Below are 26,788 nucleotides of genomic sequence, written 5' to 3' on the forward strand. Positions count from 1 at the left end.
GGAAATAAATTTTCTATTTCGGCGAAAAAGCAAATAATCATTGCCAAAAAGGGCTGCTTACTTAGCATAAAATTTATTTGCTCAAAAAGAACTTTGTTTGTAAATGAAACAAAGTGCCTTTTTTCTAAAAAGATTTGATTTTTTCAAAAAATGCGCATATTTTAGCGCTATCAATTAAAAAGAACAACAAGTTATTGAAAAATTTGTAATTGTACTTTTTACAATAACTTCCTTTGTTTTTCACGATTTGAAGAAGTTTTCAAAGAATATAATTTGGTTTTATTTGGTTAGGGCTGAGGTAGTGCTGTGGTAGCGCTGCCTCCTTTTTTTTGCCCATTAAGGTCTTACCTTTTTCTTCGACTTCTGCATTGGATTGAGCCCTACCTCCACCCTATTGGCTTTAAACACCTGAAAACGGGTGGGCACCTGTTTCACTGGCCAATTGTTGTTGCTTTCGTCGATGTCGGCGGTTTCGCGGTAAGGATCTAGGCGTACGGCTTTGACCATCTTGTCTTTCACAAATACCTTCTTGAACTGGTTTTCATTTTTGCGCCAAATTTCCGCAGGGATGCGGTCAACCTGGGTTGTGCCATCTGCAAAAGTCCATTCCAAGATAATGGGCATCACCAGTCCTCCTTTGTTGCTAAACTGGAGCTCATAGTAATGTTTGTTGCCAAAACGATTGGCCTTTTCTTCTTTGCTGTAGGTTTGATCATACAGGTAAGTTTTGATTTCCTGTACCGAGTCTGCGGTTTCCCAGGGGCGATAAGTGGTATAGAAATCCTTCAGGGTGGTATCGCGTTCGATCAAAGGCACTTTGCCGGCCTGTTTGTTGTGTATTTTGTTGATGTCGATAAAAGGTTTTTCTGCTTTGATGGATTCCGAAATCTCCTGTCGTTGGGGGTTGTTGTCCAAATCCACTCGGTAATAGTTGATGCTGTCCAGCGAAATGTCTACAGCATCGGTGGTGTAAAACCAGCCCCGCCAAAACCAATCCAGGTCTACGCCGCTGGCATCTTCCATGGTGCGGAAAAAATCGCCGGGGGTAGGGTGCTTGAATGCCCAGCGGCGGCAATACTCCTTAAACGCGTAATCGAACAGCTCGCGGCCCATCACCGTTTCTCGCAAGATATTGAGTGCGGTAGCGGGTTTGCGGTAAGCATTGGCAAAAAAATCGACGATGTTGTCGCTGTTGGTCATGATGGGCTCCAACTGATCCTTGGGCAACTTCATGTAGTCCACGATCTGATGGGCAGGCCCAAACCAGGGCTGATAGTTGTTGTCCATTTCCCTTTCGGCCACAAACTGCACAAAGCTGTTGAAACCCTCATCAAACCAGCTCCACTGCCGCTCATCGCTGTTGATGATCATTGGGAAATAATTGTGTCCTACTTCGTGGATGATGGTGGAAACAGCGTCGATTTTGGTCTCTTCATCATAGGTACCATCTGCTTCGGCACGTCCGGGATTAAAGCAAATCATGGGGTATTCCATGCCATTGGCCGCTTCTACCGAAATGGCGGTCGGATACGGAAATGGGATGGTGTATTTGGAGTAGGTATTGATGGTGTGTTGAATGGCTTTGGTGGAAAACCGCCGATAAATGGGGTAAGCCTCCTTGCCATAATAACTCATGCACATTACTTTTTTGCCTTCTTCGGTTGTATTGGCCAGGGCATCCCAAACAAATTTACGGCTGGCGCCCCACGCGAAATCGCGTACGTTTTCGGCTTTGTAAATCCAGGTCTTGAGATCGGTAGCTCGTTTTGCTTTTTCATTCTTCCTGGCCTCTTCCAGGGTCACGATTTCGATGGGTTCTTTGGATTGCTGGGCTTGTTGCCAGCGGGCATACTGGGCAGGAGTGAGCAAAGTGGCGTAATTGAGGCATTGGCCGGTAGACGCTACCACATAATCAGTAGGAAGATTCATTTTGACCAGGAAATTGCCAAAAGTGAGTGCAAATTCGGCACGACCGGTGAATTGCTTGTTTTGCCAACCCGCAAAATCGCTGTACGCACACAGGCGAGGATACCATTGGGTGATGGTAAACAGGTAATTGTCGTCTTCAGGGAAGTATTCGTAGCCGCCACGGGCCAGGTTGGTAGCGCTGTTGCTGGCAATATCGGATATTTTAATCCGGTCAACAAGGAAATAGCTCCACTTGATGCGAAAAGAAAAGGAGCTGCCTGGCTTGAGGGGCTCGGGCAATTCGATGCGCATCATGGTTTGGTTGATGGTGTATTGGAGGGTTTTGCCATTGGCGTCGGCCACTTCCTGGATTTTGCAACCAAATTTGTCTTTGCCATTGGCCGGATCCAGTCCTTGCATCTGGGATTCGCTCATGTTGGCCCGGATTTTGGTGGGGTCAAAAACCTGATTGGGATTGTTGGCGGCGTGCTGGTTTTCATCGAGCTGCAACCAAAGGTAGCGCAGCGTTTGAGGAGACTGGTTGTAGTAAGTGACCAATTCGCTGCCGCTCAATTGCTGGTTGTTTACATCCAGGGTGCAATCGATGTCATAATCGCAGCGCTGCTGCCAATATTGAGGCCCCGGAGCACCATCTATATTGCGGTAATTGTTGGGATCGGGTAAGAGATCGGTAATTTGCTCAAACTTATTGCCGTGGTTCGAAACGGGTTGAGCAAACAGTTGGCTACTCAACAACATACTCAGGCTAATCCAGAGGTACTGGAAGGAGGGCATTTTGGGCATAATACTTGGCTTTTGAAAATGGAAAACAGATTTCTGTACTTAATGTAAAGTTCAATAATTTCTTGAAAGGAAGGTAGGGATTGCAAAAAAAAAGGCCCGCCAGAACAATTCTTCTGGCGGGCTACTAAGCCGTTTTACCTCATCTTACTTCATCCAATAGTGAACCAAGAATACCTGGTTGCAAAAGGAGGTGTCTTGGATGGAAGGTAATGTTCCTTGTTTGGGGAAGTTTTTTTCAAATTCTTATTTTACTACTTCCGCAATCTGCTCGATGACGTACACCAACGACAAATCGCCATTCTTCCCTTGTTCTGTACCCATCAAAAAAACGTATTCATCGTTGATTTGACGGCAGTGTTGGGGTGCAAGAACGGCATTGGGGCGTAGTGCAAACTTAGATTGAAAAGGGCGCGTTTCCAGACGGCCAATTTCTTTCATCTCCACCAAAAAAGCGCGGGCCGGAGTGTCGGTGCGCAATTTTTTTCCACGGTCGTCGGTCGCTCCATTATTGGGATCCACGAAAATGAAGTAATACTTGTCGACCTGCCGAAAGTAAAACCCAGACAAGTAACCCTGCGCAAAATCACCAGGACGGGGCGTTGCAAAAGAAAAAGGTGTGGGCACTACCCGGATGCGTTGCAATACCATATCGGGTCGGATGTCAACCACCAGGGTATTGTCGCGGCGGGAGGCCACTAGGGCATAGCTGCCATCCTCGTCAGCGTGGAGCTTGCCCAGGTCATATCCAAATAAGGTGCGGTCCATTTGCCCCCGACTCAAAAATCGGTCTTCGGCAGCAATGTTCAACGCTGAAGCAAATAGTTTCTTGTCGATGATGTTCAAGCGCTGAATGGTTTGGTTGGCGGCAGCAGTAATCTTGATGGTGAAAAGTCCCTTGTATTCCGAAGTTTCCGACTTACGGAAAAAACCACTGGCTACCATATCACCAGCACGGTTCATGGAATAAGTCAAATTGGCCAGGCTGTAATCGCCCAATTCCAGTCGAATCAGGTCAACTTTGGCGGTTTTTCCAGACATGAGCAAAATGATGCGCTCGATGTTTTTTTCTTGTACCAGGGTACTTGCAGTAAATTTTGCAGAATAATTTTCTCCAAAAATGAAAGCGCTGCCATCGTTGCGCATCAAACAACCATTGACCAAGAAATTGCTATTGGTGTAGCCTATAACGTATTTTCTGTTCCACAGAGATTCCATTTTTTGGTCAAAAACCTGTACCAATAAGTTTACAGAATCCTGCGGCGGGCCAATGGGCCAGCTGTAAAACATCATTTTGGTGCTGTCGGGAGAAATGCTAAAACCACAAAAAGCATAAACAGTAATCGGAGGGGTACGCACTTTACCAAAAGACTTGGTCAGCACTTTTTTGAGGCTGTCACAGGTCAATTGTACCAATTCATAAGCGGTACTGCGCTGGGTGGGGTAGTAATGGGCCAGCAACAGATTGATGCGATTGCCCCATTTAAACACGGATTCAACTTTAGTTCGGGCACCTTCAATTTGAAGGTTCAGATCTGCGTGAGCCAGTTCTTTTCCGCCTTTGCCCAAAACTTGCAGGTCGATGATCCCTGGAAATTTCAGGTCGTTCTGGCGAATCAACACCACTTTACTGCCTCCAATTGGTAAGGCTTCTCGAAATTGAAGTTCTACGACTTGGGGAAGGGCCAGGGTTGCAATAAAACAGGACAGAGTCAGGAGAAGGTAAAACTTTTTCATGCTGGGCTAATCATTTCGGGAAGTTAATTTTTCTGCGTTACTAAGGGTCTGTTAAATTTTAATCCCCATCGAAACGCAGGCCAAGTTTTTCTGCCAATTCTTTCACCTGGGGATTTTTTTCATACATGGCCAATAGTCTTTCTTTGTTGTTGAGTGGTCGGATGGGTTTGGGTTTATCGGAAGAAGGGGTTTTTTCCAGATCAATTTGTAAGATCAAATCAGTTCGACCAAATACTTGCCGAAGGTGCTCCATCAAGTTGCGTTCCTGACGCAAGGTACTCTCTACCAGATTGGAAGTTACCTTAGCGGTCAGTACAGGGTCTTTCCAGATAAGCGGAATATCGCGTAAAATATTGCGGGTAGTTTCCTGCTCAACGCTGGATATGTATTCAATCCAGGCTTGTTGTACGTTTTCCTGATCGATGTTGCGTACTGGCTTGGATGCGGATTGTGCCGACTCTGCGTGTACTTCGGCCATCAAGTCGTCCAGTCTTCCAATACGTGGGGTGGAAACCAAGTGAGCAGGAGCATTATTTCCGATAGATTTGGTTGGTACCGCACCAGCACCTTGCTCTGGCTGTATTCCATTGCTTTCAGAAGGTGCACTGCTCCCATTGTTTTTTTCACTGGAAACCGGAATGTTGACCGACTGAGCAATTTTTACGTCAGGTTCAGGATTTTTTTTTTCAGCCGCATGTGCAGCAATCTCAACCGCCCGGTTGATGTAGGTCATTTTGATGAGTGCCATTTCTACATGCAAGCGCTTGTTGCGGGCCATCCGAAAATTGATGTCGCAATCGTTGCACAGGTTCATGGCCGTGAGCAAAAATGAACTGGGGGAAATGTGTGCCTGGGTGCGGTAGCGCTCTTTGAGGCTATCCGTGAGCTCCAGTAAGTTGATGGTTTGGGCGTCTTTGCACATCAGCAAATTGCGCAGGTGCTCGGCCAGACCATTGATGAAAATATCCGATTCAAAACCCTTGTTGAGGATTTCATCAAAAATCAGCATCACTTGCGACATGTCTTCCACTAGCAACGCGTCAACAATTTTGAAGTAAAAATCGTAATCCAAGACATTGAGGTTGAGGATTACATCTTCATATTTGACATGCTGACCGGAATACGCTACGATCCGGTCAAAAATTGACAAGGCATCCCGAAGGGCTCCATCGGCCTTCTGCGCAATGACGTGCAATGCCTCTTCATCCGCTACAATGTTTTCTTTTGCACTGATGCCCTGCAAATGCCGCACCATCGATGGCGCCTGAATGCGTTTGAAATCAAAAATCTGACACCGCGACAGAATAGTGGGAATGATCTTGTGCTTTTCGGTAGTGGCCAAGATAAATATGGCGTAGCTGGGCGGTTCTTCCAGGGTTTTCAAAAAAGCATTAAATGCCTGTTGAGAAAGCATGTGTACCTCATCAATGATAAACACCTTATATTTACCTTGCTGGGGTTGAAAGCGTACTTGTTCGATCAGGGCGCGGATGTGTTCTACACTGTTGTTGGAAGCCGCATCCAGCTCGGTAATGTTGAAAGAAGCATTGTCGTTGAAGGAAGTACAAGACGAGCAGGTATTGCAAGGCTCCAGGTCAGTGCCAGGATTTTGACAGTTGATTACCTTGGCCAAGATACGGGCACAGGTCGTTTTGCCAACACCACGTGGTCCGCAAAACAAAAAAGCATGCGCCAAATGATCGCTGCGCAACGCATTTTTGAGGGTGTTGGTCACGTGTTCTTGACCAACCACATCTTCGAAAGTGATTGGGCGGTATTTGCGAGCCGAAACGACAAAATTACTCATTGAACCGATTTTGAGGTGCTGAAACATTGGTAAGCCAGCACAGTTTGCAAATTTACAAAATTAGAACTGTTAAAGGGAGGAGGGACAAAAAAATTCTTCGCCACTTAGTTTGACTTTTAAACTAAGTTATCGTATTTTTGAACCATAAAACCAGGCTTATGCTATTGGAGGGTGCTATCGGAGACGCATATGGAGCAGGTTTTGAGTTTGTATACCGCCTGATTATTCGGCGGCGCAACAAATTGAAAAGATACAAACGCCATCCATTTTATCGAACCATCTGTGGTCATTACACGGATGACACCCAAATGGCCTTGGCATTGGCTGAGCTGATTGTGGAAGGCTTGGAATTGACCCGCCTCAACATAGCCAATAAATTTGTAGAAGTGTTTAAACGCGATGTACGCCAAGGATATGCCTTCCGTTTTTTTGGATTGCTCAAAGAAGTAAACTCTGGACAAGAGCTATTGGACAAAATTAAATCCAAAAGCGAGCACAATGGTTCGGCCATGCGCGCTTACCCCATCGGGGTGTTGAGTACAGAAAAGGCTGTACTCGAAAAAGCGACCATGCAGGCAGCCATCACCCATGATACGGATTGGGGGATTCGTTCCGCCCAAGCAGTTGCCTTGATTGCCCATTTTTTTATGTACGAAAAAGGCCGCAAGGCGCAACTGATTCAGTACTTGGCCGATTGGCAGCACCTGCAATGGGCAAGCAATTGGCAAGGTGAAGTACCCATGAAGGGCAAAGAAACAGTAGAAGCGGTGTTGAGTCTGGTGACCCAAGGAGAAAGCATGAGCAAGATGCTGATCGACGCGGTAAATTTAGGGGGAGATACCGATACGGTCGCTTCATTGGTCATGGCTTTGGGAAGCGTGTGTTCCGAAATTGAACAGGATCTGCCGAAATGGATGTTTGTACAATTGGAAAATGGCCCTTTTGGATACAGTTATATCGAACAACTCGATCAAAAGCTCCTCGCGCAATTGCCAAGAGCGACCAGAGGTTGATCTTCAAATGTAAAAACGAAATCAATAGATAACCATGCGTATTGCTATCGCCCAATTCAACGCCCACATTGGCAATTTTGAAGGCAATTTGGCCAAAATGTTGCGAATGACGGAATCTGCCAGACAGGAAGGAGCTGACATCATCTGTTTTCCTGAATTGGCTACTTGCGGTTATCCCGCCCGCGATTTTTTAGAATTCGATGATTTTATCCGTCAAGCCGATGCCAGTATCCAAACCCTGGCTCAAGCTGCTCGTGGCATTGCCATCGTAGTAGGATCTCCCACCCGCAATCCCAACCCGGAGGGCAAAGATTTGTACAATTCTGTATACTTTCTGGCCTACGGCCGGGTTGAATTTGTACAGCACAAAGCCTTGTTGCCCACCTACGATGTTTTTGATGAATACCGCTATTTTCAGCCTGCTTCCGAATTCAAGATTCTGGAATACATGGGCAAACGCATCGCCCTTACCGTATGCGAAGACATCTGGAATGTGGGCAACGAAAACCCGCTTTATACCATTTGCCCTATGGACGAAATGATGCCTTTTCAGCCAGAATTGATGATCAACGTATCGGCCTCTCCGTTTTCGCACAATCATGCCCCTGAACGCATCCACGTCATCCGCGCCAATGTTGAGCGCTACAATGTGCCGATTTTTTACGTCAACCACGTTGGCGGTCAAACCGAACTGCTGTTCGACGGCGGCTCAGTAGTGATGTCGCCCAATGGCAACGTACACGATGAGATGCCTTTCTTTGAGGAATGCATCCGGGTGTACGAACTGGATGAAGTGATGGCCGGGCAAAAACAAATGGAACAACCCCGGGAAAAGATCGACCTCATGCACGATGCACTGCTGATGGGGATTCGAGATTACTTTGGCAAACTGGGACTCAAAAAAGCGATTTTGGGCTTGTCTGGAGGAATCGATTCAGCGGTAACCGTTGTTTTGGCGGCTCGTGCCCTGGGCGCAGACAACGTTCGGGTACTTCTGATGCCCTCTCAATATTCTTCTGATCACTCCGTCAATGATGCCCGACAACTGGCGCAAAACCTGGGCGTACAATACGATTTGCTTCCGGTAGAACCCATGTACCAAGCCTACATGGAAACGCTCAAGCCACACTTTTGGGGTTTTCCCTTCAACATCACGGAAGAAAACCTGCAAGCCCGGATAAGAGGCATGTTGTTGATGGCTTTTTCCAATAAATTTGGTCATATCCTTTTGAATACCAGCAACAAAAGTGAAATGGCAGTTGGTTATGGAACCCTCTATGGGGATATGTGTGGCGGCCTTTCGGTACTCGGCGATGTGTACAAAACCGAAGTATACGAACTGGCGGGCTATATCAACAAGGATGGTGAAGTGATCCCCGAAAACTCCATCTCCAAGCCACCTTCTGCCGAATTGCGCCCCGACCAAAAAGACAGCGACAGCCTACCCGATTACGACATACTGGATGCCGTATTGTACAACTACATCGAGCGCCATCAAGGGCCAAAGGAATTGATCGAAATGGGATTTGATGACGCCCTGGTTAAACGGGTGCTGCGCATGGTCAACGTCAATGAATTCAAACGCCACCAAACCGCACCAGTATTGCGGGTATCGGCCAAGGCATTTGGGATGGGCCGGCGGATGCCAATTGTCGGAAAGTATCTATCGTAGGGACACCCCTTCGTGGTTGTCCAAGGGCATCCACGAAGGGATGCCCGTACGGTTTATTTCATCGGAGAAAAATCCAGTGGTTTCATGTACAAAGATTCCACCTTTACCGTCAGTGTCCCCCCCGCTTTGTCTTCAGAGTCTTTGCGCACTTTGATCCATTCTGGGTCGTTGCGGAAATCGGTAAATGCCTTGAGGCCAGCTTCCTGACTGGGATGAGACAGCAGGTACACCAGGGTTTCCTGTGGTGGGTAAGCATCCACTACAGTCCAGTACCACAGATTGGTCATGCCGTATTTTTCAAAAAGTTTGACAGTATGGTTGCGAAAACGCTCCAGGAGATTGGGCAGTTTTCCAGGGGTCGGTGTATAGGTACGCAATTCAAAAACACGGCCTTTGGTACCAAATTTGGGAAATTTTAGCCCTGAAAAATCTGTACAACTGAGAAAAAGCTTTTCAGTTCTGGTTTCCAGTTTGCCCACGGTTTCAGACTCGATGATGCCTTTTTTCCAACGTGGATCGCGCAAAAAATCTTTGGTGGCTCGCAACCATGCCGCTTGGTTGTAATAAGACAGTACGCTGAAGATCCGTTCATCTTTGGGGTCGGTAGGCGACCAACATCCTTCTACCTGGATGTTGTGCTTGCGGTACAAGGGCATTGCAATACGACGGTAGCGGTTTTGCAAATACTTGAGCCGCCCTGGTTCCGCATAATGAATTTGCAACTCATAATACCGAGGTTCTTTTTCAAAATTGGGCTTTTCATTTGCTGAAAAAAGGCTGGAGAAACATAAAAAAAAGGCATAAACCATTCCCATAGCGACAAACTTTTCTGGCTAAACTACAATTTAGTTCGAGAAATGCCAAGCCTTAGTTTATAGAAACATACACAATTGTTAAAATCGATAGGAATAAACGAATTTATCAAAAGAAGAGTGCGTTATTTTGATCTGCGTACTCGGGCATTATTTTCATCTATAATCACTGCTTCATATGTCCGAAACCAAAAGAGGGTAGCTCCATCCTAGAACTACCCTCCCCTAATAGATGTAGCACTTAACTATGCTTTCACTCCGGTAAGGAGCAAAGAAACGTCATTGTTCAAAACTTCTACAAAACCAGAATCTGCCTGGAATACAATTTTTTGATCCGCTTGCGTCCCTTCTACCTGTTCTTTTTTGACCAGATCGAAGAAATGGTAATCGCCAGCTGCCGTAACGATGGTTACCTTGCCCGCAGACAAAGCAGATACAATCGGAGCGTGGTTTTGCAGGATCTGAAATTCCCCATTCACACCCGGTACTTTAACCGATTTGATCGATCCCGCGAAAATTTCGCGATCAGGAGTAAGTACGGTAATATTCATAGTTGAAAAGTTGAAAAGTTGAAGGGTTGAAAAGTTAACACTGGTCGCTTCGGCCACTCCCGGCGCTTCGACTTCGCTCAGCGACCGGGAGTGGCCGAAGCGACCAGTGTTAACTTTTCAACTAAACTATGCGGCTTCTGCCAACATCTTCTTACCTGTTTCAATAGCATCATCGATGCTACCTTTGAGGTTGAAAGCTGCTTCAGGATACTGGTCAACCTCGCCGTCCATGATCATGTTGAAGCCACGGATGGTTTCTTCGATAGGAACCAATACACCTTTCAAACCGGTGAATTGCTCCGCAACGTGGAAAGGTTGAGACAAGAAACGTTGTACCTTACGGGCACGCGATACAACCAGCTTATCTTCGTCAGACAATTCTTCCATACCCAGGATGGCGATGATGTCTTGCAATTCGTTGTAACGCTGCAGCAGGTTTTTCACCCGCTGTGCAGTATTGTAGTGCACGTCTCCAATGATCCGAGGATCGAGGATACGAGAAGTAGAATCGAGTGGGTCTACGGCTGGATAGATACCCAGGGAAGCAATTTTACGGCTCAATACCGTAGTTGCGTCCAAGTGGGCAAAAGTTGTTGCCGGAGCGGGGTCAGTCAAGTCATCCGCAGGTACATATACCGCTTGTACCGAAGTAATCGAACCACGGCGAGTGGAGGTAATGCGTTCTTGCATCAAACCCATTTCCGTAGCCAGGGTTGGTTGGTAACCTACCGCTGAAGGCATCCGACCCAAAAGGGCAGATACTTCAGAACCAGCCTGAGTAAAACGGAAGATGTTGTCGATAAAGAAAAGGATATCGCGTCCACCACTTGGGTCGCTCAAATCACCGTCGCGGTAGTATTCGGCAATGGTCAAACCTGAAAGCGCCACGCGAGCACGTGCACCCGGAGGCTCATTCATCTGGCCAAATACGAAGGTTGCTTTGGATTCTTTCAGGTCTTCAGTGCTTACACCGCTGAGATCCCAGCCGCCTTCTTCCATAGAATGCATGAACTTTTCGCCGTACTTGATGATACCGGCTTCCAGCATTTCACGCATCAAGTCGTTGCCTTCACGGGTACGTTCACCCACACCAGCAAATACCGAGATACCATCGTATCCCTTGGCGATATTGTTGATCAGTTCCTGGATCAATACGGTTTTGCCTACACCCGCACCCCCAAAGAGACCAATTTTACCACCTTTCATGTATGGCTCGATCAGGTCAATCACTTTAATCCCCGTATACAGGATTTCTTTGGAAGTGGAAAGTTCTTCGTATAGTGGTGGTTTGCGGTGGATGGGATAAACCTGGCTAGAGTCAGGTTGTGGAATGCCATCAATTGCTTGACCTACTACGTTGAACAACCGACCGCGGATACCTTCGCCTACGGGCATCGAGATAGCGCGACCAGTGTCTACTACCTGCGTGCCACGGGTAAGACCATCCGTGGAATCCATTGCAATTGCGCGAACACTGTCTTCGCCCAAGTGCTGCTGTACTTCCAATACGAGTACATCACCATTTGTGCGTTTGATTTCCAATGCGTTGAAGATCTCTGGAAGAGTCTCATTGGCAAAGGATACGTCTACTACGGGTCCAATGATCTGCTTGACGTGACCGATATTTGCCATAACTATATCAACAGTTTGAAGATTAATTGATTAAGATGCTTCAAAATCGCGGCAAAGTTAGGCTTTAGAACTGAGAATCAAAAGAAAAATTAATAGTTATACAATTTAAATCCTGCACAAATGGTCAAACAGCCTCCGCTCCAATCTTTTTTTTGCGTCAGCAAAAATGACGAAGAATATATTTTAGAATTGACCTCCATACAGAATATAATTTTTACCCAAACAGACTCTCAGAAGTGTTGCCTACTTTTGCGGGTATTAAACCATTTTTATGCGCATCAGCATCCTTTTGCCCATTTTCAATGAAGAGCGTTACCTGGCCGAATGCCTCGACAGCGTTTTGGCCCAGTCCTATTCCGATTGGGAACTGTTGGCCATCGATGATCAATCCACCGATTCGACTCCGCAGATCCTGGCGGAGTACCAGCAGCGCGATGCCCGGATTCGGCCTATCCGCAATCCGGAAAAAGGGGTGATTCCTGCATTGCGCTTTGCTTTGCAGCACAGCAGCGGGAATTTCATCACCCGCATGGATGCCGATGACATCATGGCACCCCAAAAGTTGGAGCGGATGCACTCCCTTTTGCTTGCCCATGGCCCCGGTCATTTGAGTGTTGGACTGGTGGAATATTTTGCTGATGCTGAATTGGGACAAGGCTATGCCCGCTATGGCGCATGGATCAACAAAGTCAACCTGGAAGGCCGGCAATGGGAAGAAATCTACCGGGATTGCCCTATCCCAGCCCCATGTTGGTTGGTTTACCGCGAGGACTTGCTGCGTGCTGGTGCTTTTGAACCCAACATCAAACCCGAAGATTACGACTTGATTTTTCGTTTCCGCCAAATTGGTCTCCAACCACTCACCGTTCCCGAAGTACTGCTCTACTGGCGCGACCACGCAGACCGCACTACCCGCATGAATGAGGCATACGACATCCAGAAATACTTCCGCATGAAATTACCCTGGTTTCTGGCCCTCGATCACGACCCCACCCGACAATTGGTACTCTGGGGCGCTGGGCCAAGAGGCAAAACTTTTGCGACCATGCTCAACGAAGCCAAGGTCAAGTTTCGCTGGGTATGTGACAATCCCCGCAAGTGGGGACAACAAATTTATGGGGTAATCATGGAGGAGGAGTCCAGATTAAAGGATTTCGGACCAATGCAGATCATCATTTCGGTAGCTTCACCCGTGGATCAAGTTGGGATCAAAACTTTGCTGGACGAACTAGGACTCCATGCAGGGATGGATTATTTTTGGTTTTGTTAGCAATACTGATTTGATAGCTCCGCAAATCAACTTTTCGTCGCCCTGACGAAAAACGCATAAAAAAAATACTAAATCGTGTATTTTAGAGTTATTTTGTAATCCTAAAAAAACTAGTCACTTGACCATGAAATATATCGCTATCGGTCTGCTCTTCTTTTTATCCATGAATCTTGGCCAGGCTCAATCGGCTCAGGAACTGGAAAAGCAGCTCCAACAATCGACCAATCCGCAAGAAAAAATCACCCTGAATCAGCAGTTGGCCAATGCATATTTAACTTCAGATATTGAGAAGGCCCTGAATTTCGCCAAAGCGGCAAGTCGGGAATCAATTGCCAGTGGCAACAAAGTGCAAGCCGCTGCCAGCAGCTACCTCATCGCTACCATTGCCGATCGAAAAAAAGACAAAGGGAATTTTATTTTGTACATGAAAAGTGCCATCAATTATGCCAAAGAAGCCAATGATTTGGACATGCTTGTGCGCAGCTCGGATAGGCTGAGTTCCTATTATGCCAAACTAAGGGAATACGACGATGCCTTCCGCATCACCAAGGATGCCTTCGCTTTTGTGAATTCCAAAGGGTACAACATGAGTGACCTGGAAAACAAATACAACGCCCAACGCATGTCGCTCGATCGCGAAAAACGCAATCTGGAAGCCCAAATCGGCCAGATGCAGGGGCGTCTGGCTGATGTTTCGGCAGAAAAAAACCAATTGAGTACCGAAAAAACCCAACTGGTAGAAACTACCCAAAAGCTGGAGGAAAAAAACGTCATCAACGAAGAAATCATTACCCTCCAAAAAAAAGAAGTAACCAGCATTTCCAAAGAAAAAGAACAGGCCGAGGCGGCCAAAAAGGAAACCGAGGCCGAACTTGATTTGCTCTCCAAAGAAAAATTGAAGCAAGAAATTTTATTGGAAAGAAACCAAACCCAATTGACCGAAGCCAAACTCGAGGCAGAAAAACAAAAGAACGAGGTACAAGCCCGCAACAAGTTTCTTCAACTGAGCGGCGTGGTTGCCCTTTTCTTCCTCTTGCTTTCCATCTTGATGTTTGGCAGATTTCAAGCCAAAAAACGCAGCGAAAAAACCCTGGCCGGCAAAAACAAAACCATCGAAGAAGAGCGCTTGCGCAATGAAGTGCTCTTGCTCAATATCCTGCCCAAAAGCATCGTCGAAGAACTCAAAACCTACGGCAAAGCCAAAGCCCGCCGCTTTGATCAGGTAACCGTCCTTTTTTCTGATTTTGTGAATTTCACTAGAATCGCCGAGCAACTGACACCGGAAGAACTCGTAGAAGAACTGGACAAATGCTTCAAAGCATTTGACCACATCATCAAGCAGTACTCCGACATCGAAAAAATTAAAACCATCGGCGATGCCTATATGTGCGCGTCTGGTTTATCCGAACGCAAAGGATTACCGAACAACCTAATTCAGGCAGCGCTCGACATGCAATCCTACCTCAAGGAATACAAAGACCTCCGCATCAAGCAAGGCAAGCCATTTTTTGAAGCCAGGATTGGCTTGCACACCGGACCGGTAGTAGCAGGGGTAGTAGGCGACATCAAATTTGCTTACGACATCTGGGGCGATACCGTCAACCTGGCTTCCCGCATCGAGTCCAACAGCGAAGCGGGACAGGTCAACATTTCGCAGGATACTTACAACCTCATCCGCTACCGCTTCGATTGCGATTACCGGGGTAAAATGCCCGCCAAGAACAAAGGCGAAGTGGACATGTATTTTGTGAATAAAAAATCGAGTGAGGTCGAAATGGCTTGATGTAAATCAGCAGCAGTGTACAAGCCGAGTACATTTTTTCTGAACATTGCTAAACTTTTTGTAGTTTTAGCGTGTATTTGGACTACCAATCTTACACGTACAGCATGTCGTCATTCCAACTCGTTTCAAAATATTCTCCCACCGGAGACCAGCCTACCGCCATTGAAAAACTGACCAATGGCTTGCGCTCGGGTGAGCGTACCCAATTGCTATTGGGGGTAACCGGATCGGGAAAAACCTTTACCATTGCCAACGTCATCGCCAATGTAGATCGGCCTACCCTGGTGCTTACCCACAACAAAACCCTGACCGCCCAGCTGTACGGGGAGTTGCAGGAATTTTTTCCCGACAATGCAGTGGAGTACTTTGTGTCTTACTACGACTATTACCAGCCCGAAGCTTACCTCTCGGTCAGCGATACCTACATCGAAAAGGATTTGCAAATCAACGAGCAGGTGGATAAACTGCGCTTGCGGGCTACCTCCAACTTGCTCTCCGGGCGGCGCGACATCATCATCGTGGCTTCCGTTTCCTGCATTTACGGTATGGGCAACCCCGAAGATTACAAATCGGGGATCATCCGCATTCAAAAGGGGCAGGTCGTTTCGCGCAATGCATTTTTGTATAAATTGGTGGAGAGTCTTTACTCGCGCACCGAAATTGAGTTCAAACGCGCCACCTTCCGCGTGCGCGGCGATACCGTCGACATCAATTTGCCTTACGTAGATTACGGCTACCGCGTCAAGTTTTTTGGGGATGAAATCGATGAAATCGAAATGATCGAAATCGAAACGGGCAAGCGCATCGACCGCATGAGCAATGCAGCCATTTTTCCCGCCAACCTCTACATCGCCCCCAGGGATCGCCTCAATTTGATCCTCCGACAAATCGAGGATGAATTGCATGACCAGGAAAAATTCTTTGAACGGGATAGCCGTTTGCTGGAGGCCAAACGCATCCACGAGCGCACCCTTTTTGACCTGGAAATGATGAAAGAATTGGGCTATTGCAGCGGGGTGGAAAACTATTCGCGCTTTTTTGATGGCCGCTCTGTTGGAACCCGACCTTTCTGCTTGCTGGATTATTTTCCAGATGACTATTTATTGGTCGTAGACGAAAGCCACGTCACCATTCCCCAAATTCGGGGCATGTACGGTGGCGACCGCGCCCGCAAGCTCAGTTTGGTGGAGCACGGATTTCGTTTGCCCTCCGCCATGGACAACCGCCCGCTCAACTTCACGGAGTTTGAAGGACTGGTCAATCAAGTGATTTTTGTGAGCGCGACTCCCAGCGATTACGAGTTTGAACAAACCGGCGGAGTAGTAGTGGAGCAGTTGATTCGTCCAACCGGCCTGCTGGATCCACCGATCGAAGTGCGCCCCAGCCTCAATCAAATCGACGACTTGCTCGAAGAAATTCAAATGCGCATCCAGCGGGAAGAACGGGTACTTGTCACCACTCTTACCAAGCGAATGGCTGAAGAGCTGACCAAATACCTCGCCAAGCTAGACATCAAAATCAGGTACATCCACTCGGAAGTAGATACCATGGAACGGGTAGAAATCCTACGCGACCTGCGCTTGGGCGGATTTGATGTATTGGTGGGGGTCAACTTGTTGAGGGAAGGATTGGATTTGCCCGAAGTATCTTTGGTGGCCATTTTGGATGCCGACAAGGAAGGCTTTCTGCGCAACGACCGCTCGCTGACCCAAACTGCTGGCCGCGCCGCCCGTAACTCCAATGGCCTGGTTATTTTTTATGCCGACAAGATCACCGACTCTATGCAGCGCACCATCGATGAGACGGTTCGGCGCAGGGTTATCCAGATGGCTTACAACGAGGAAAGGGGGATTACGCCAAAAACGGTTTTCAAATCCAAGGAAGAAATCATGAACCAGCGTTCCATCCTGGACGTAAGGGGCAGAAATACCCAGGCGTACATCGAACCCGAAATGGCGACGATTGCCGCCGATCCATTGGTGGGTTACCTTACCCGCGACCAGTTGGAAAAAATGGCAACCGAAACCGAGCGCAAAATGAAAGCGGCAGCCAAAGAGCTGGATTTCATGACCGCCGCGCAACTGCGCGATGAACTGTTTGCCCTGCGGGAAAAACTAAAGACCGTCTAAAAAATAGGTGGTGCGACCTGCAATGGTTGCTTTTTTTACTATGCCACGGCCATCTGCGGGTACAAACCCTTCCACGCGCCACTGCCACAGCCAGTCTTCGGGATAATCCTTATAATACGCCCTTTTCTCTACCGCGTAATTGAGGATTTGCTGCATACTGGCAAAAATCAACTTTTGCTCACCCAGAGAAAGCGCCTCGATCCGCGCAGCCGGGTGAATCCTGGTTTGGTAGCAAATCTCATCGGCGTACAAATTGCCCACTCCGGCCAGGTGCTGCTGGTTGAGCAAAAATGCTTTGAGTTGGCCTTTTTTGGTTTGCAACAAGGCCAGAAAATCGGCCTCACTGATGCGCAACGCGTCTTCACCCAAAGGCAGTGAATCGATGTACGCCTGCAAATCTTCCAGGTACAAGATGCGGGCAAATTTGCGCGGATCATCGAATCCCAATTGAAATCCATTTTCGAACACAAAAGCAAACCGCTCGTGTCTGGGGCGATCCAGGGCGTCTTCGTAGTACTTAATGTCGCCCGTCATCCCAAAATGCAAAAGCACATGATGCCCATTGTCCAGGTGTGCAAAAAGGTATTTTCCCCGGCGGTAGGAGCCTGTAAAGCTGAGGCCTTGCAAGCGGTCTGCAAAACTTGCGCCATCCATATTGCGGATGATTTTGTCGTCGTGCACGTCTACGCGGGCAATGCGTTGCTGCAAGGCACTGGCATCAAAATAGCGCTGAAAAGTATTGACTTCGGGTAGCTCGGGCATGTAGTTTTTCGTTTTTTAGCCAACAGTTGAAAGCGGGGTTAGGTTTTAGGAACGGGGAGAAACACGGGCTTAATTTTCACTGTACCCTGCTGGCGCAAGTCTTGCGCTGCAGAGGACTGCTGGTTCAAAGGGTGAAGACTTATTCCAGCGGTAGTGCAATATTTTTGGTTATTTTGGGAGGACTTTGGCTAGCGAGAATTAACATTATTTATCCGCAAAACTCAAACAAATGCTTACTGTAAGTTTTGTTTTAAACGAAATTCCATCGAAGGAACAACTAGTAAACTTATACAATTCAGTTGGCTGGGGGCATAGTGACTATCCGAATATGCTGATAAGAGCAATTGAAAACTCAAGCTTCTTAATTTGTGCCTATGCAGAGAAAGAACTCATCGCTTTAGGGCGAGCCATTAGCGATGGCGTATTTACGGTTTATTTTCCTGACCTACTCGTAAAACCTGAATGGCAGAACAAAGGACTAGGAAGCAAAATAATGAATACTTTGCTTGATCATTTCAAAGACTTCCATAATCAAGTTTTGATAGCAGAAGATGAGGCTGCTAGAGCTTTCTATCTTAAACATGGGTTTAAACCAGAAACATTTGCAATGGGAATTTTATGCCCGTTCAAAGAAATTGCAGTAGCATCCAAAAGTGGAGATTAAAAAAGGGAATACGACAAATAAAAAACCCCAAGAGATGAAAAAATATGTGCATGTACAAGACGTAGTAGTCCGTTTAACGGACAACAAAACCTTTCGTACTTTTTTTACGCTCTATCTCATGGCAGAAACGGTTGAAGAGCGTCAAGTACTCAATGATCGATTTTGGAGAGATGCCAACACCTTGCATTTTGCTGAAATGCAATTATTAAAAGCTGAATTTACCCGTTGCTTCTTAAGGCTTCCAGGAATGGCTACAGATTTGTTGGGGCAAATTAGTGCTAAAGCAGCATAAACGCAGATTTACCTACCGCTGGGGTAAGTCTTCCACAGCAGGGGACTGTTGGTAAAATGCCTGAAATTATTCCAACGATATAGTACAATGTTTTTGATTGGTTTGGGAAGACTTAGACTAGCGAAGTTACAACTTTCAAAAAAGCATCTACTGAAATTAGAGGTACAGGAGGGAAATCGAGCGCTTTTAACACGTTGAAATGTTTGTCGTTCGTAACAAGATAATCGGCACTACCTGCTACAGCACAATCTACAAATTTGTCATCATCTGGATCATTGTTGATGAGTAACCATTTAATGTTAACATTTACACGAATGACGTTGGTGGAATTGATCAATAACTCAGCAATGTTTTGAGCAACTATTGAGTCAGTACGTTCTTCAAGAATTTCTAAATATTCAGATAAAATTCCATTGTCAATCAGCAATAGTATTTTGCCAGAAAGGAATGCGTCAAATATTGGCCGATAGGGAGATTTGCGGGGCAAACTCATCAGCAACGCATTGGTGTCCAAAACAATGCGAAGGGTTTTATCCATTTTGCCTTACTCTCATGTGCTCCTTACCCCATTCGTTCATCGTTTCTTCAGACCAATTGTTTTGTTCCCAAAGCAAATCCATTTGGTCGGAAGCTTTTTCTGCAAAATAGTTCGCCAATAAATTCCTAATTTCAGAAAGCTGTTCTTCGCTTAACTCGTAAGAAAAAACCTTTAAAAGTTCAAGTTGAAGATTGCTAAGCTTTTTTGATTCTATCACCATTGAATTGTTTTTACAAATCTAAGTTTTATTTGGAAATAAATCAACCCTGCCCAGATGAGACATTACACCAGCAGTAGCGCAAAATTATTAGTTGGTTTGGCAAGGCTCAGACTAAGGAGAAAACACGTTCTTAATCTTCAGTTGGCACAAAAATAATCTACCGATCAGGGGGCAAACCATCAAAACCCTTTACATTTACTCCAGCAAATACAACCATTATGCAAGTTTTACCTGGCAAAAGTTACCCCTTGGGTGCTACCGTAACCCCAGAAGGCGTGAACTTTAGCTTGTACGCCCAGAATGCTACTGCGGTGGAATTGTTGCTTTTTGATCAGCACGATCACCACCGGCCTACCCATGTCATCCAGCTCACTCCTCAGCACCACCAGACCTTTTATTACTGGCACTGTTTCATTCCCGACATGGAGCATGGTCAGGTTTATGGCTACCGCGTGCATGGGCCTTACAACCCCGATTCGGGCATGCGCTTTGATGCCCAAAAAGTATTGCTCGATCCGTATGCATTGGCTGTAGTAAGCGACACTTGGGATCGCAACAAGGCAGGGCATCCCGGAGACAATTGCGCTACTGCCCTCAAAGGCATTGTGGTGGATCCTTACCTGTACGATTGGGAAGACGATACCCCGCCCAATCATTCATTCGAGCGTACGGTCATTTACGAGTTGCACGTAGGCGGGTTTACCAAAGATCCTTCTTCTGGGCTGTCGCAAGAAATGCGCGGAACTTATCGGGGTTTGATCGAAAAAATACCCTACCTGAAATCTTTGGGCATCACCGCTGTGGAGCTTTTGCCCATCCAGCAGTTTGATCCCTTTGATGCACCCACCGGAAGACTCAATTACTGGGGGTACAGCCCCATTTCTTTCTTCGCGCCCCATAACGGATACGCTATCAACCAGGATTCACTCGGTGCCCTGGACGAATTTCGGGACATGGTCAAAGCCCTGCATAAAGCGGGCATAGAAGTGATTTTGGACGTGGTCTTCAACCACACTGCGGAAGGAGACGAAAACGGGCCAACGTTTTCCTGGAAAGGCTTGGCCAATCGAACTTACTACATCCTCACCGAAAACAAACGCCATTATAAAAACTACAGCGGCACGGGCAATACCCTGAATGCCAATCACTCGGTGGTGCGCCGTATGGTGCGACACTGCTTGCGGTATTGGGCCGGGGTGATGCGCGTGGACGGTTTTCGCTTCGATTTGGCTTCGGTATTGAGCCGTGACAGTGATGGCCGACCCATGGCCAATCCGCCATTGCTTTGGGAAATTGAGTCAGATCCGGTACTGGCATCCAGCAAACTCATTGCAGAAGCCTGGGACGTAGAGATGTACCAGGTGGGCAATTTTGTGGGGGATCGCTGGGCGGAGTGGAACGGAAAATTCCGCGACCGCATGCGGGCATTTGTCAAGGGCGATAGTGGCTACGCGGAAAAAATGATGCAGTGCCTCTTGGCCAGTCCCGACCTCTTCCGTACTGCTGAACGCAACCCCCATCGCAGCATCAACTTTGCCACTTGTCACGATGGGTTTACCCTGAACGACCTGGTCAGCTACAACGACAAACACAACCTGGCCAACGGTGAAGGCAACCGGGACGGCCACAACGACAACCGAAGTTGGAATTGTGGGGAAGAAGGCGAAACTAAAAATCCGGAAATCAACTCCTTGCGCCTCCGGCAAATCAAAAACTGTTTCGCCATCCTACTTCTCGCTCAGGGAACCCCGATGATCCTGATGGGCGACGAAGTACGCCGTACCCAAAAGGGCAACAACAACGCCTATTGCCAAGACAATTTGCTCAGTTGGTTCGATTGGACACAGGTAGACAAAGAAAAAGACTTGCTCCACTTTGTGAAGGAGATGATCAAACTCAATATGACCTTGCCCCATTTTCAGGAATCTTATTTTCTCAACAGCCAAAGTACTACGGTACACTGGCACGGCATCAAACCCGGTGAACCCGACTGGAGCGACGATTCCCACAGTCTGGCCTTTTCGCTGCACAATCCAGAATACAACGAAGAAATTTACGTGGTCATGAATGCCTATTGGGACAGCCTCAAGTTCAATCTCCCCGCTCCAAGCAGACCAGACGGCAAGGGCTGGTACCGGCTGGTAGATACTGCCCTGCCCAGTCCAGATGACATCAGCAGTACCATGCCTTCTGAGCCACTGTCTTCAGAGGTGTATCAGGTCGCCTCTCGCTCAGTGGTCGTACTTTTGGCCAAAAGCACCGACATCGATGACGCTTGGATGATGCCCAGTGAAACGACTTTTGAAGGAATGATTAAGGACGAGTGGCCAGGGCACTAGTAATGGCTGCAACAATTTTGCGGCGCTGCTCCTGATACGGCGCCGCTGTCAATTTTACCTGCGCCACAATCGCGTCTGGTGCCGTCGTTGGATGACCGCTATCAAAAGGGGGCTGCGGAAGGTATTCCATCATCAACTGGATGGCTTCGGCGGTAGCCTGATCAAACAGGGTTGCCGCCAGGGTCAATCCAAAATCGATTCCTGCCGATACCCCACCGCCAGTGATGCGGTTGCGGTCTTGAACCACCCGATCGGGCAGCACTTCTATATCCTCAAATTGGCGCAACAAATCCAGCGACAGCCAATGCGTGGTGGCCCGGTAGCCTTTGAGCAACCCTGCTGCTGCCAAAATCAGGGCTCCGGTGCAAACCGAGGTCACATAAGCGGATTGTTCACTTTGCTGGCGCAAAAAATCGAGCAGGACTTCATCTGTCAAACACTCGTTGATACCCGGGCCTCCGGGGACGCAGATTACGTCCAGTTGTGGTGCTTCGGCAAAACTGCAATTGGGTAAAATGGCCATGCCTTTCTCCGTAACCACCGGGTCGAGGGTTTTGGACAACAGCAATACCTGGGTGTCCGGCAAGCGGGCAAATACTTCATATGGCCCCGTCAAATCGAGTTGGGTCAGTTTTGGAAAGAGAATGAATCCGATGGTTTTCATTGGCGAATTTTTAGCATTACAAACTCACGAGCTAAAATAATTTGCATATGATTCTTAAACCGCCGGCGATAAAACCAGCAGCCCAAAACACTCCCCACAATGCAGATAAGCCTATTGAGTAGGCAACGCGTTGGTAAATGGGGAGCTCTGATCTGAAATAGGGAAAACAGAAAATCAGCAGTAAGGCAATCAAACCATACCAAACATAAACCGTATTGCCCCACTCACAGGAATATGGCCCGCAAATGAATGCCAAAATGAATTGACAAATCACTAGCGCGAGGTAAATAAGCAAAACAGTTTTCATGTTTTTTTATGCAAATTACAAAGTTATGCACTATCAATCCATTAGCCCGCTTGCAGCGACAAGTGCTGGAGAATTTCCATTGCTTTCCCGGCGTCTTTTTTGTCCACAAAAATATGGTCGTGGTAAAAAGCGGCCACTACATTGCAACTGACGGCCCCGTCGGCCAGGGCATTGGCAAAAGCTGCGGTTAGGCCAACGGCTTCCAGGTCAGAGTGGACACTCAGCGTGATCCAGGAGGCAACAAAGGAATACGCCATCTGGTAGTGATCCGCACTTTCTCGGGTCAAAATAATGGTGTAGCCTTCTGCTTCTTTGAATAACATTAGTGCGGCTTCCAAAGGGATGGTACCTAGCTTGGGAAGGACACAAAAAACGTAATCCCCATTGTTGAGGATTGGGCGCATGGTTTTGAGTAGGGTGCTGAGGTCTTTTTCTCCGGGCATTTTATCGTTTTTCTAACTCAAGTTGTGATCTATTCCTTGATCTAAGTTTAGTCAATCTCGCAGCTTCGCTGCATTTTAATTTACCACGACGGCACGACGAACACGACGATTGGCGTGCTTTGCACCCCAATTGCCCGACGCTTGCGTCGGGTTGTGCGGAGCTAACGTCGTGTTCGTCGTGTCGTCGTGGTGAATTTATGTTTTGGCGCAGCCAAAATTTTACGTTAAGCTTACCTTCAAATATGGATTTACAAGCCTTATCTCCTAAAGTTAATAAATCACAACGTAAGTTAACATCTGTTTTGGCAGGCCCCCTTTTACAACCTTGGCGCCTTCGGCTTAATCGGTGCTTCAAACGCATTTACGCCCGGCACTTTGAATTTCCGCTTGTATACCTTATCGTGGCAAGTGATGTACATGGTGTCAAAATCCTTGCCACCAAAGCACATGTTGGAGACCTGGCCTTTGGTTTTGGGTACAGGCAATATGGCGTTGACGCGGCCCAATTGATCCAGTACCTGAATGCCCATGAGGGAACTGACATAAATGCGCCCATCGCGGTCGCATTTCAGGCCATCCGACCAGGCGTTTTCGTCGATGTCGCGTACGTGCAACCAACCGAAACGTTGCTTATAAGCCAACTTGCCATCGGCCTGAATTTGGTATACCCACACCCAATGCGAAGCCGATTCGGTAACGTACAATTGGGTCTGATCAGGAGATAGGCAAAGTCCATTCGCAAACTTCAAGCCTTCGTCTACCACTACCTTTTCGCCAGTAGGTCGAATCAGGTACAGTTTGCTGGGCTTTTCCCGACCATCCGGCGAAGTGATGTAAATATTGCCATTTTTGGCCACGGTGATGTCGTTTCCGCTGATGCTGTCGGCCACAATGGCCTCTTTTCCGTTGGCATCATAACTCAGGATTTGTTTGGTGCCACCGGCTACCGTATAGCGCTTGCCATCCGCACCAAAGGCGGTTCCACTGGATTTTTTGGCATCGAGATTCAACTGGGTAAGCTTTCCGGTGAGGTCTACTTTGTAGGTTTTAGAAGTGGGGATGTCCTGAAAAAAGACTTCTCCCTGAGCATTGGTGGCGGTGCCTTCGTTGAAGGTATAGCCTTCGCCAACCAGTTCCCACTCGGTATTTTCAACCAAAATAGCGCTCAGGAAATCATTTTTGGAAACGCCTTTGGCCACAGGTTTCGGGTAATCTTTCCACAACCAGCGCATGGCTTGTGGAAAAACAGCCGTGCCATGCTGCCCATTGTGGGCACCTTCGCCCCAAACGTGATTGACTTCATACCCTGCAAAAGTTAGAGCGCGTTCCATGGTTTCGTTGGCTTTCCACCAATCTCCAGCGTAGATGTTGAGGTCGTTGGCACCGTCTTGCAAGAAGATGCGAATAGGCTTGGGTTCGTACTTCCGAATCAAGGAAGGGTAGCGATCCGCGCCGCGCAGATTGACGTAAGTGCCAATGGCGCTGAATACCCGCGAAAAAGCATCTGGACGTTCCCAGGCTGCCGTAAAAGCGCACACTGCGCCACTGCTGGAGCCTCCGATGGCGCGGTCATTGCCGCTTTGCGACAATTTGATGGCTCGACCATCGCTGGTTTTTTTCTTTTCTACCTCCGGTAAAATTTCCTCTAGCACCAGGCGGGCGTAATTGTCGCCCAGGCCGTCGTATTCAAAACTACGGTTGAACCGATCAAGCGCTGCATCGGGATTGGCTGCTTTTACTTTGCCGGGAGTGATGAAAATCCCAATGGTGATGGGCATTTCTTTTTGGTGGATCAGGTTATCGAACACCGTGGGTGCTTTCCACTGGATGCCATCCTGGTTGACGTACACGCAGGCGGGCTTGTCGGCACGGTATTGGGCGGGAACGTACACCGACACTTCGCGGGTAGTGCCCGGAAAGATTTTGGAATTGTCAAAGGTGAAGCTGAAAATCTCACCCTTGGGCACACCAGCTTTTTCAACTGAAGCGGGATCAGCGGGGTAGTTTTCGGTAGGCGTTTGTGCAACGGCAAGAGCAGAAAAGAGCAAAAGGAGCGATGCGATCAGATTTTTCATAGGTGTGGTTTTAGGATGCTTACAAAGCAACGACAACTATGCAAAATAAGGATAAAATGCGGCAAAGTATGACGCAAAAAATTACTTTCCGATTTTTTGAGCGGCAAGTAATTTTTCTGCGAAAGACTCCTTTTAAAAAAATTAGTGCTTTGGCGGCCCGCCTGGTCCACCAGGCCCACCTGGGCCACCTCTTTTGGGTGGCTTGTGGCTTTCCATAAATTTGGTGTATTTGGCCTTTTGCTCTGCGCTAAGCAAGGCCATTATTTTTTGATCCAGCTCCTTGCGGGCAGCTTCCATGGTGGCCTGATCTGGAAGGCCTTGCTTGGCTTGTTTGTCCATTTTTTCTTTCATGGCCTTCAGGTGGTCGAGCTGAATGCTGAGGATGGCCTCCTTTTGCTCGGTAGAAAGCGACAATGCCTTGGCCAGTTCGTTGACCATCTTTTCCATTTGTTGGGGACTTGGGGGAGGGGGTGGCCCGGGATGATCCATGTTTTGGCTGATTCCCAGATTGGAAAGCGCCAAAAAACAAATGAAAAACAGAATGAATTTTACACGGATTTGGTTCATGGTATGCTGATTTAACGGGTGAGTTTGGTTAGACGAACTTCGTTGAAAGTACCTGCACCAGGAGGAAAATTTTTTTCAAAAAATAAAAAGCCAGTGCTTACACAGGGCAGGCACTGGCTTTTTATTAGACTTAATACAGCCCTTTTTAGCTAAACAAGGATTGCAACTTCATGGCAACACCCATATCTCCTTTGATTTTTACTTTGCCACCCATTACGGCCATCATTGGATTCAGTTTGCCGTTGCGCAAATCCATCAGGGTTTCCAGGCTGGTGATGATGTTGCAGTCGGCCTCTTTGTCTTCATTGCTTACCTGCGGAGTCTCGCCACTCATGTCCAGGAAAACATGGCCTTCATCAAAAGTGAATTTGAGTGTTTTGCCAATAGAAGGCGCTTTGCTGGCCAGTGCTTTGAATTGTTCGGTTATTTCGTCGAGTGTCATGGCAGTTTTGATTAAATGACTTAGCGAATATTCGCTGCAATATACACCAATATACTAATTATTGTCTTCTACGGTGGTCAAAATCTCCACCGCATTGGTGTAGGTTTCCTGCATAGCGGTGGCATTCGCTTGTCCTGCAAAAAGCGCCATTTCGCAGTTTTGGAGCAACTTTTTCAGGCGTTCTACCAAATCAGGTTGCACATTCAGTTGCGCCAGCGCTGCGGTGATTTTTTCCTTAGACCAATCCGCCTTGGGTATGCTCAGTTTATCCCCCAAATACCCCAAAATGGCTTTGGAAACGGCATCGTAAAACTCGCGGCTGTTGTTGGCTTTTAAGTGTTTTTCTGCCTGGTTGAGGTG

At 47.4% G+C, this 26,788-nt stretch carries 22 protein-coding genes and 1 pseudogene; 8 read left to right on the forward strand and 15 right to left on the reverse strand.

The genetic code is table 11. The features are described 5' to 3' along the window. Nucleotides 1-336: 336 nt before the first annotated feature. The 3 genes from ABW391_RS09955 to ABW391_RS09965 form a co-directional block, all read right to left on the reverse strand. A complete protein-coding gene (locus ABW391_RS09955) occupies nucleotides 337-2,712 on the reverse strand; it encodes a M1 family metallopeptidase (RefSeq protein ID WP_353481706.1) in 2,376 nt (791 codons plus the stop codon). A gap of 243 nt (nucleotides 2,713-2,955) precedes the next feature. Continuing rightward, on the reverse strand, nucleotides 2,956-4,446 hold the full coding sequence (locus tag ABW391_RS09960; protein WP_353481707.1) for a hypothetical protein: 1,491 nt from the start codon (nucleotides 4,444-4,446) through the stop codon (nucleotides 2,956-2,958). Between the two features lie 58 nt (nucleotides 4,447-4,504). Continuing rightward, the gene (locus ABW391_RS09965; RefSeq protein ID WP_353481708.1) at nucleotides 4,505-6,253 is read right to left on the reverse strand and encodes a DNA polymerase III subunit gamma/tau; all 1,749 of its coding nucleotides are present in this window, start codon (nucleotides 6,251-6,253) and stop codon (nucleotides 4,505-4,507) included. Nucleotides 6,254-6,411: 158 nt separating this feature from the next. On the opposite strand from ABW391_RS09965, the gene ABW391_RS09970 reads away from it, so the two are divergent. Continuing rightward, entirely contained in the window at nucleotides 6,412-7,266 is an 855-nt protein-coding gene (locus ABW391_RS09970; protein ID WP_353481709.1) for an ADP-ribosylglycohydrolase family protein, read from the forward strand. Between the two features lie 34 nt (nucleotides 7,267-7,300). After that, on the forward strand, nucleotides 7,301-8,938 hold the full coding sequence (locus ABW391_RS09975; protein ID WP_353481710.1) for an NAD+ synthase: 1,638 nt from the start codon (nucleotides 7,301-7,303) through the stop codon (nucleotides 8,936-8,938). A 53-nt stretch (nucleotides 8,939-8,991) separates the two neighbouring features. On the opposite strand, the gene ABW391_RS09980 is transcribed toward ABW391_RS09975, so the two are convergent. The 3 genes from ABW391_RS09980 to atpD form a co-directional block, all read right to left on the reverse strand. Then, complete coding sequence (locus ABW391_RS09980) at nucleotides 8,992-9,753, reverse strand: NIPSNAP family protein (RefSeq protein WP_353481711.1); 762 nt, start codon at nucleotides 9,751-9,753, stop codon at nucleotides 8,992-8,994. A 242-nt stretch (nucleotides 9,754-9,995) separates the two neighbouring features. Further along, nucleotides 9,996-10,301, reverse strand: a complete 306-nt coding sequence (locus ABW391_RS09985; RefSeq protein WP_353481712.1) for a FoF1 ATP synthase subunit delta/epsilon — start codon at nucleotides 10,299-10,301, stop codon at nucleotides 9,996-9,998. A 126-nt stretch (nucleotides 10,302-10,427) separates the two neighbouring features. Continuing rightward, nucleotides 10,428-11,933, reverse strand: a complete 1,506-nt coding sequence (atpD, locus tag ABW391_RS09990; RefSeq protein WP_353481713.1) for a F0F1 ATP synthase subunit beta — start codon at nucleotides 11,931-11,933, stop codon at nucleotides 10,428-10,430. 271 nt (nucleotides 11,934-12,204) lie between these two features. Here atpD and ABW391_RS09995 point away from each other — a divergent pair, with 271 nt between their 5' ends. The 3 genes from ABW391_RS09995 (at nucleotide 12,205) to uvrB (ending at nucleotide 17,115) form a co-directional block, all read left to right on the forward strand. Continuing rightward, nucleotides 12,205-13,203, forward strand: a complete 999-nt coding sequence (locus ABW391_RS09995) for a glycosyltransferase family 2 protein (protein WP_353481714.1) — start codon at nucleotides 12,205-12,207, stop codon at nucleotides 13,201-13,203. 124 nt (nucleotides 13,204-13,327) lie between these two features. Further along, entirely contained in the window at nucleotides 13,328-14,986 is a 1,659-nt protein-coding gene (locus ABW391_RS10000; RefSeq protein ID WP_353481715.1) for an adenylate/guanylate cyclase domain-containing protein, read from the forward strand. Nucleotides 14,987-15,090: 104 nt separating this feature from the next. Then, entirely contained in the window at nucleotides 15,091-17,115 is a 2,025-nt protein-coding gene (gene uvrB / locus ABW391_RS10005) for an excinuclease ABC subunit UvrB (RefSeq protein ID WP_353481716.1), read from the forward strand. On the opposite strand, the gene ABW391_RS10010 is transcribed toward uvrB, so the two are convergent. Beyond that, nucleotides 17,101-17,877 (reverse strand): Fpg/Nei family DNA glycosylase, encoded by a 777-nt coding sequence (locus ABW391_RS10010; protein ID WP_353481717.1) that lies wholly within the window; start codon nucleotides 17,875-17,877, stop codon nucleotides 17,101-17,103. The two genes, uvrB and ABW391_RS10010, sit on opposite strands and share 15 nt — an antisense overlap. A gap of 229 nt (nucleotides 17,878-18,106) precedes the next feature. On the opposite strand from ABW391_RS10010, the gene ABW391_RS10015 reads away from it, so the two are divergent. Both ABW391_RS10015 and ABW391_RS10020 read left to right on the forward strand, forming a co-directional pair. Then, nucleotides 18,107-18,541, forward strand: coding sequence for a GNAT family N-acetyltransferase (locus tag ABW391_RS10015; protein ID WP_353481718.1), 435 nt, complete (start codon nucleotides 18,107-18,109; stop codon nucleotides 18,539-18,541). A gap of 34 nt (nucleotides 18,542-18,575) precedes the next feature. Then, a complete protein-coding gene (locus ABW391_RS10020; RefSeq protein WP_353481719.1) occupies nucleotides 18,576-18,833 on the forward strand; it encodes a hypothetical protein in 258 nt (85 codons plus the stop codon). A gap of 112 nt (nucleotides 18,834-18,945) precedes the next feature. On the opposite strand, the gene ABW391_RS10025 is transcribed toward ABW391_RS10020, so the two are convergent. Together ABW391_RS10025 and ABW391_RS10030 are read right to left on the reverse strand one after the other, a co-directional pair. Next, complete coding sequence (locus ABW391_RS10025) at nucleotides 18,946-19,371, reverse strand: putative toxin-antitoxin system toxin component, PIN family (RefSeq protein ID WP_353481720.1); 426 nt, start codon at nucleotides 19,369-19,371, stop codon at nucleotides 18,946-18,948. Further along, nucleotides 19,364-19,591 (reverse strand): DUF8507 family protein, encoded by a 228-nt coding sequence (locus ABW391_RS10030; RefSeq protein ID WP_353481721.1) that lies wholly within the window; start codon nucleotides 19,589-19,591, stop codon nucleotides 19,364-19,366. Before ABW391_RS10030 ends, ABW391_RS10025 begins: the two co-directional genes overlap by 8 nt. Before the next feature lie 218 nt (nucleotides 19,592-19,809). Between ABW391_RS10030 and glgX the strand changes: the two genes are divergently transcribed. Next, complete coding sequence (gene glgX, locus ABW391_RS10035) at nucleotides 19,810-21,930, forward strand: glycogen debranching protein GlgX (RefSeq protein WP_353481722.1); 2,121 nt, start codon at nucleotides 19,810-19,812, stop codon at nucleotides 21,928-21,930. On the opposite strand, the gene ABW391_RS10040 is transcribed toward glgX, so the two are convergent. From ABW391_RS10040 to ABW391_RS10065, 6 genes and pseudogenes are all read right to left on the reverse strand, one after another. Next, nucleotides 21,905-22,594 (reverse strand): DJ-1/PfpI family protein, encoded by a 690-nt coding sequence (locus ABW391_RS10040; protein ID WP_353481723.1) that lies wholly within the window; start codon nucleotides 22,592-22,594, stop codon nucleotides 21,905-21,907. The genes glgX and ABW391_RS10040 overlap by 26 nt on opposite strands. A 348-nt stretch (nucleotides 22,595-22,942) precedes the next feature. Next, nucleotides 22,943-23,344, reverse strand: a complete 402-nt coding sequence (locus tag ABW391_RS10045; protein WP_353481724.1) for an ACT domain-containing protein — start codon at nucleotides 23,342-23,344, stop codon at nucleotides 22,943-22,945. 317 nt (nucleotides 23,345-23,661) lie between these two features. Beyond that, complete coding sequence (locus ABW391_RS10050; RefSeq protein ID WP_353481725.1) at nucleotides 23,662-25,419, reverse strand: SMP-30/gluconolactonase/LRE family protein; 1,758 nt, start codon at nucleotides 25,417-25,419, stop codon at nucleotides 23,662-23,664. Between the two features lie 141 nt (nucleotides 25,420-25,560). Next, complete coding sequence (locus ABW391_RS10055; RefSeq protein ID WP_353481726.1) at nucleotides 25,561-25,986, reverse strand: DUF4890 domain-containing protein; 426 nt, start codon at nucleotides 25,984-25,986, stop codon at nucleotides 25,561-25,563. Between the two features lie 145 nt (nucleotides 25,987-26,131). Further along, the gene (locus ABW391_RS10060) at nucleotides 26,132-26,428 is read right to left on the reverse strand and encodes an SCP2 sterol-binding domain-containing protein (protein WP_353481727.1); all 297 of its coding nucleotides are present in this window, start codon (nucleotides 26,426-26,428) and stop codon (nucleotides 26,132-26,134) included. A 54-nt stretch (nucleotides 26,429-26,482) separates the two neighbouring features. Beyond that, nucleotides 26,483-26,788, reverse strand: a pseudogene (locus ABW391_RS10065) (BatD family protein); the annotation flags it as partial.

The sequence above is a fragment of the Haliscomenobacter sp. genome, from assembly GCF_040403615.1.
Taxonomy (GTDB): domain Bacteria; phylum Bacteroidota; class Bacteroidia; order Chitinophagales; family Saprospiraceae; genus Haliscomenobacter.

Coding starts and splice junctions, on each gene's coding strand:
- ABW391_RS10030 (WP_353481721.1), bottom strand. CDS start 19,591: ATGGTGATAGAATCAAAAAAGCTTAGCAATCTTCAACTTGAACTTTTA.
- ABW391_RS09995 (WP_353481714.1), top strand. CDS start 12,205: ATGCGCATCAGCATCCTTTTGCCCATTTTCAATGAAGAGCGTTACCTG.
- ABW391_RS10010 (WP_353481717.1), bottom strand. CDS start 17,877: ATGCCCGAGCTACCCGAAGTCAATACTTTTCAGCGCTATTTTGATGCC.
- ABW391_RS10050 (WP_353481725.1), bottom strand. CDS start 25,419: ATGAAAAATCTGATCGCATCGCTCCTTTTGCTCTTTTCTGCTCTTGCC.
- ABW391_RS10020 (WP_353481719.1), top strand. CDS start 18,576: ATGAAAAAATATGTGCATGTACAAGACGTAGTAGTCCGTTTAACGGAC.
- ABW391_RS09980 (WP_353481711.1), bottom strand. CDS start 9,753: ATGGGAATGGTTTATGCCTTTTTTTTATGTTTCTCCAGCCTTTTTTCA.
- atpD (WP_353481713.1), bottom strand. CDS start 11,933: ATGGCAAATATCGGTCACGTCAAGCAGATCATTGGACCCGTAGTAGAC.
- ABW391_RS10040 (WP_353481723.1), bottom strand. CDS start 22,594: ATGAAAACCATCGGATTCATTCTCTTTCCAAAACTGACCCAACTCGAT.
- ABW391_RS09965 (WP_353481708.1), bottom strand. CDS start 6,253: ATGAGTAATTTTGTCGTTTCGGCTCGCAAATACCGCCCAATCACTTTC.
- ABW391_RS10060 (WP_353481727.1), bottom strand. CDS start 26,428: ATGACACTCGACGAAATAACCGAACAATTCAAAGCACTGGCCAGCAAA.
- ABW391_RS09955 (WP_353481706.1), bottom strand. CDS start 2,712: ATGCCCAAAATGCCCTCCTTCCAGTACCTCTGGATTAGCCTGAGTATG.
- ABW391_RS09975 (WP_353481710.1), top strand. CDS start 7,301: ATGCGTATTGCTATCGCCCAATTCAACGCCCACATTGGCAATTTTGAA.
- ABW391_RS10045 (WP_353481724.1), bottom strand. CDS start 23,344: ATGCCCGGAGAAAAAGACCTCAGCACCCTACTCAAAACCATGCGCCCA.
- ABW391_RS10015 (WP_353481718.1), top strand. CDS start 18,107: ATGCTTACTGTAAGTTTTGTTTTAAACGAAATTCCATCGAAGGAACAA.
- ABW391_RS10000 (WP_353481715.1), top strand. CDS start 13,328: ATGAAATATATCGCTATCGGTCTGCTCTTCTTTTTATCCATGAATCTT.
- uvrB (WP_353481716.1), top strand. CDS start 15,091: ATGTCGTCATTCCAACTCGTTTCAAAATATTCTCCCACCGGAGACCAG.
- ABW391_RS10025 (WP_353481720.1), bottom strand. CDS start 19,371: ATGGATAAAACCCTTCGCATTGTTTTGGACACCAATGCGTTGCTGATG.
- ABW391_RS09985 (WP_353481712.1), bottom strand. CDS start 10,301: ATGAATATTACCGTACTTACTCCTGATCGCGAAATTTTCGCGGGATCG.
- ABW391_RS10055 (WP_353481726.1), bottom strand. CDS start 25,986: ATGAACCAAATCCGTGTAAAATTCATTCTGTTTTTCATTTGTTTTTTG.
- ABW391_RS09960 (WP_353481707.1), bottom strand. CDS start 4,446: ATGAAAAAGTTTTACCTTCTCCTGACTCTGTCCTGTTTTATTGCAACC.
- ABW391_RS09970 (WP_353481709.1), top strand. CDS start 6,412: ATGCTATTGGAGGGTGCTATCGGAGACGCATATGGAGCAGGTTTTGAG.
- glgX (WP_353481722.1), top strand. CDS start 19,810: ATGCAAGTTTTACCTGGCAAAAGTTACCCCTTGGGTGCTACCGTAACC.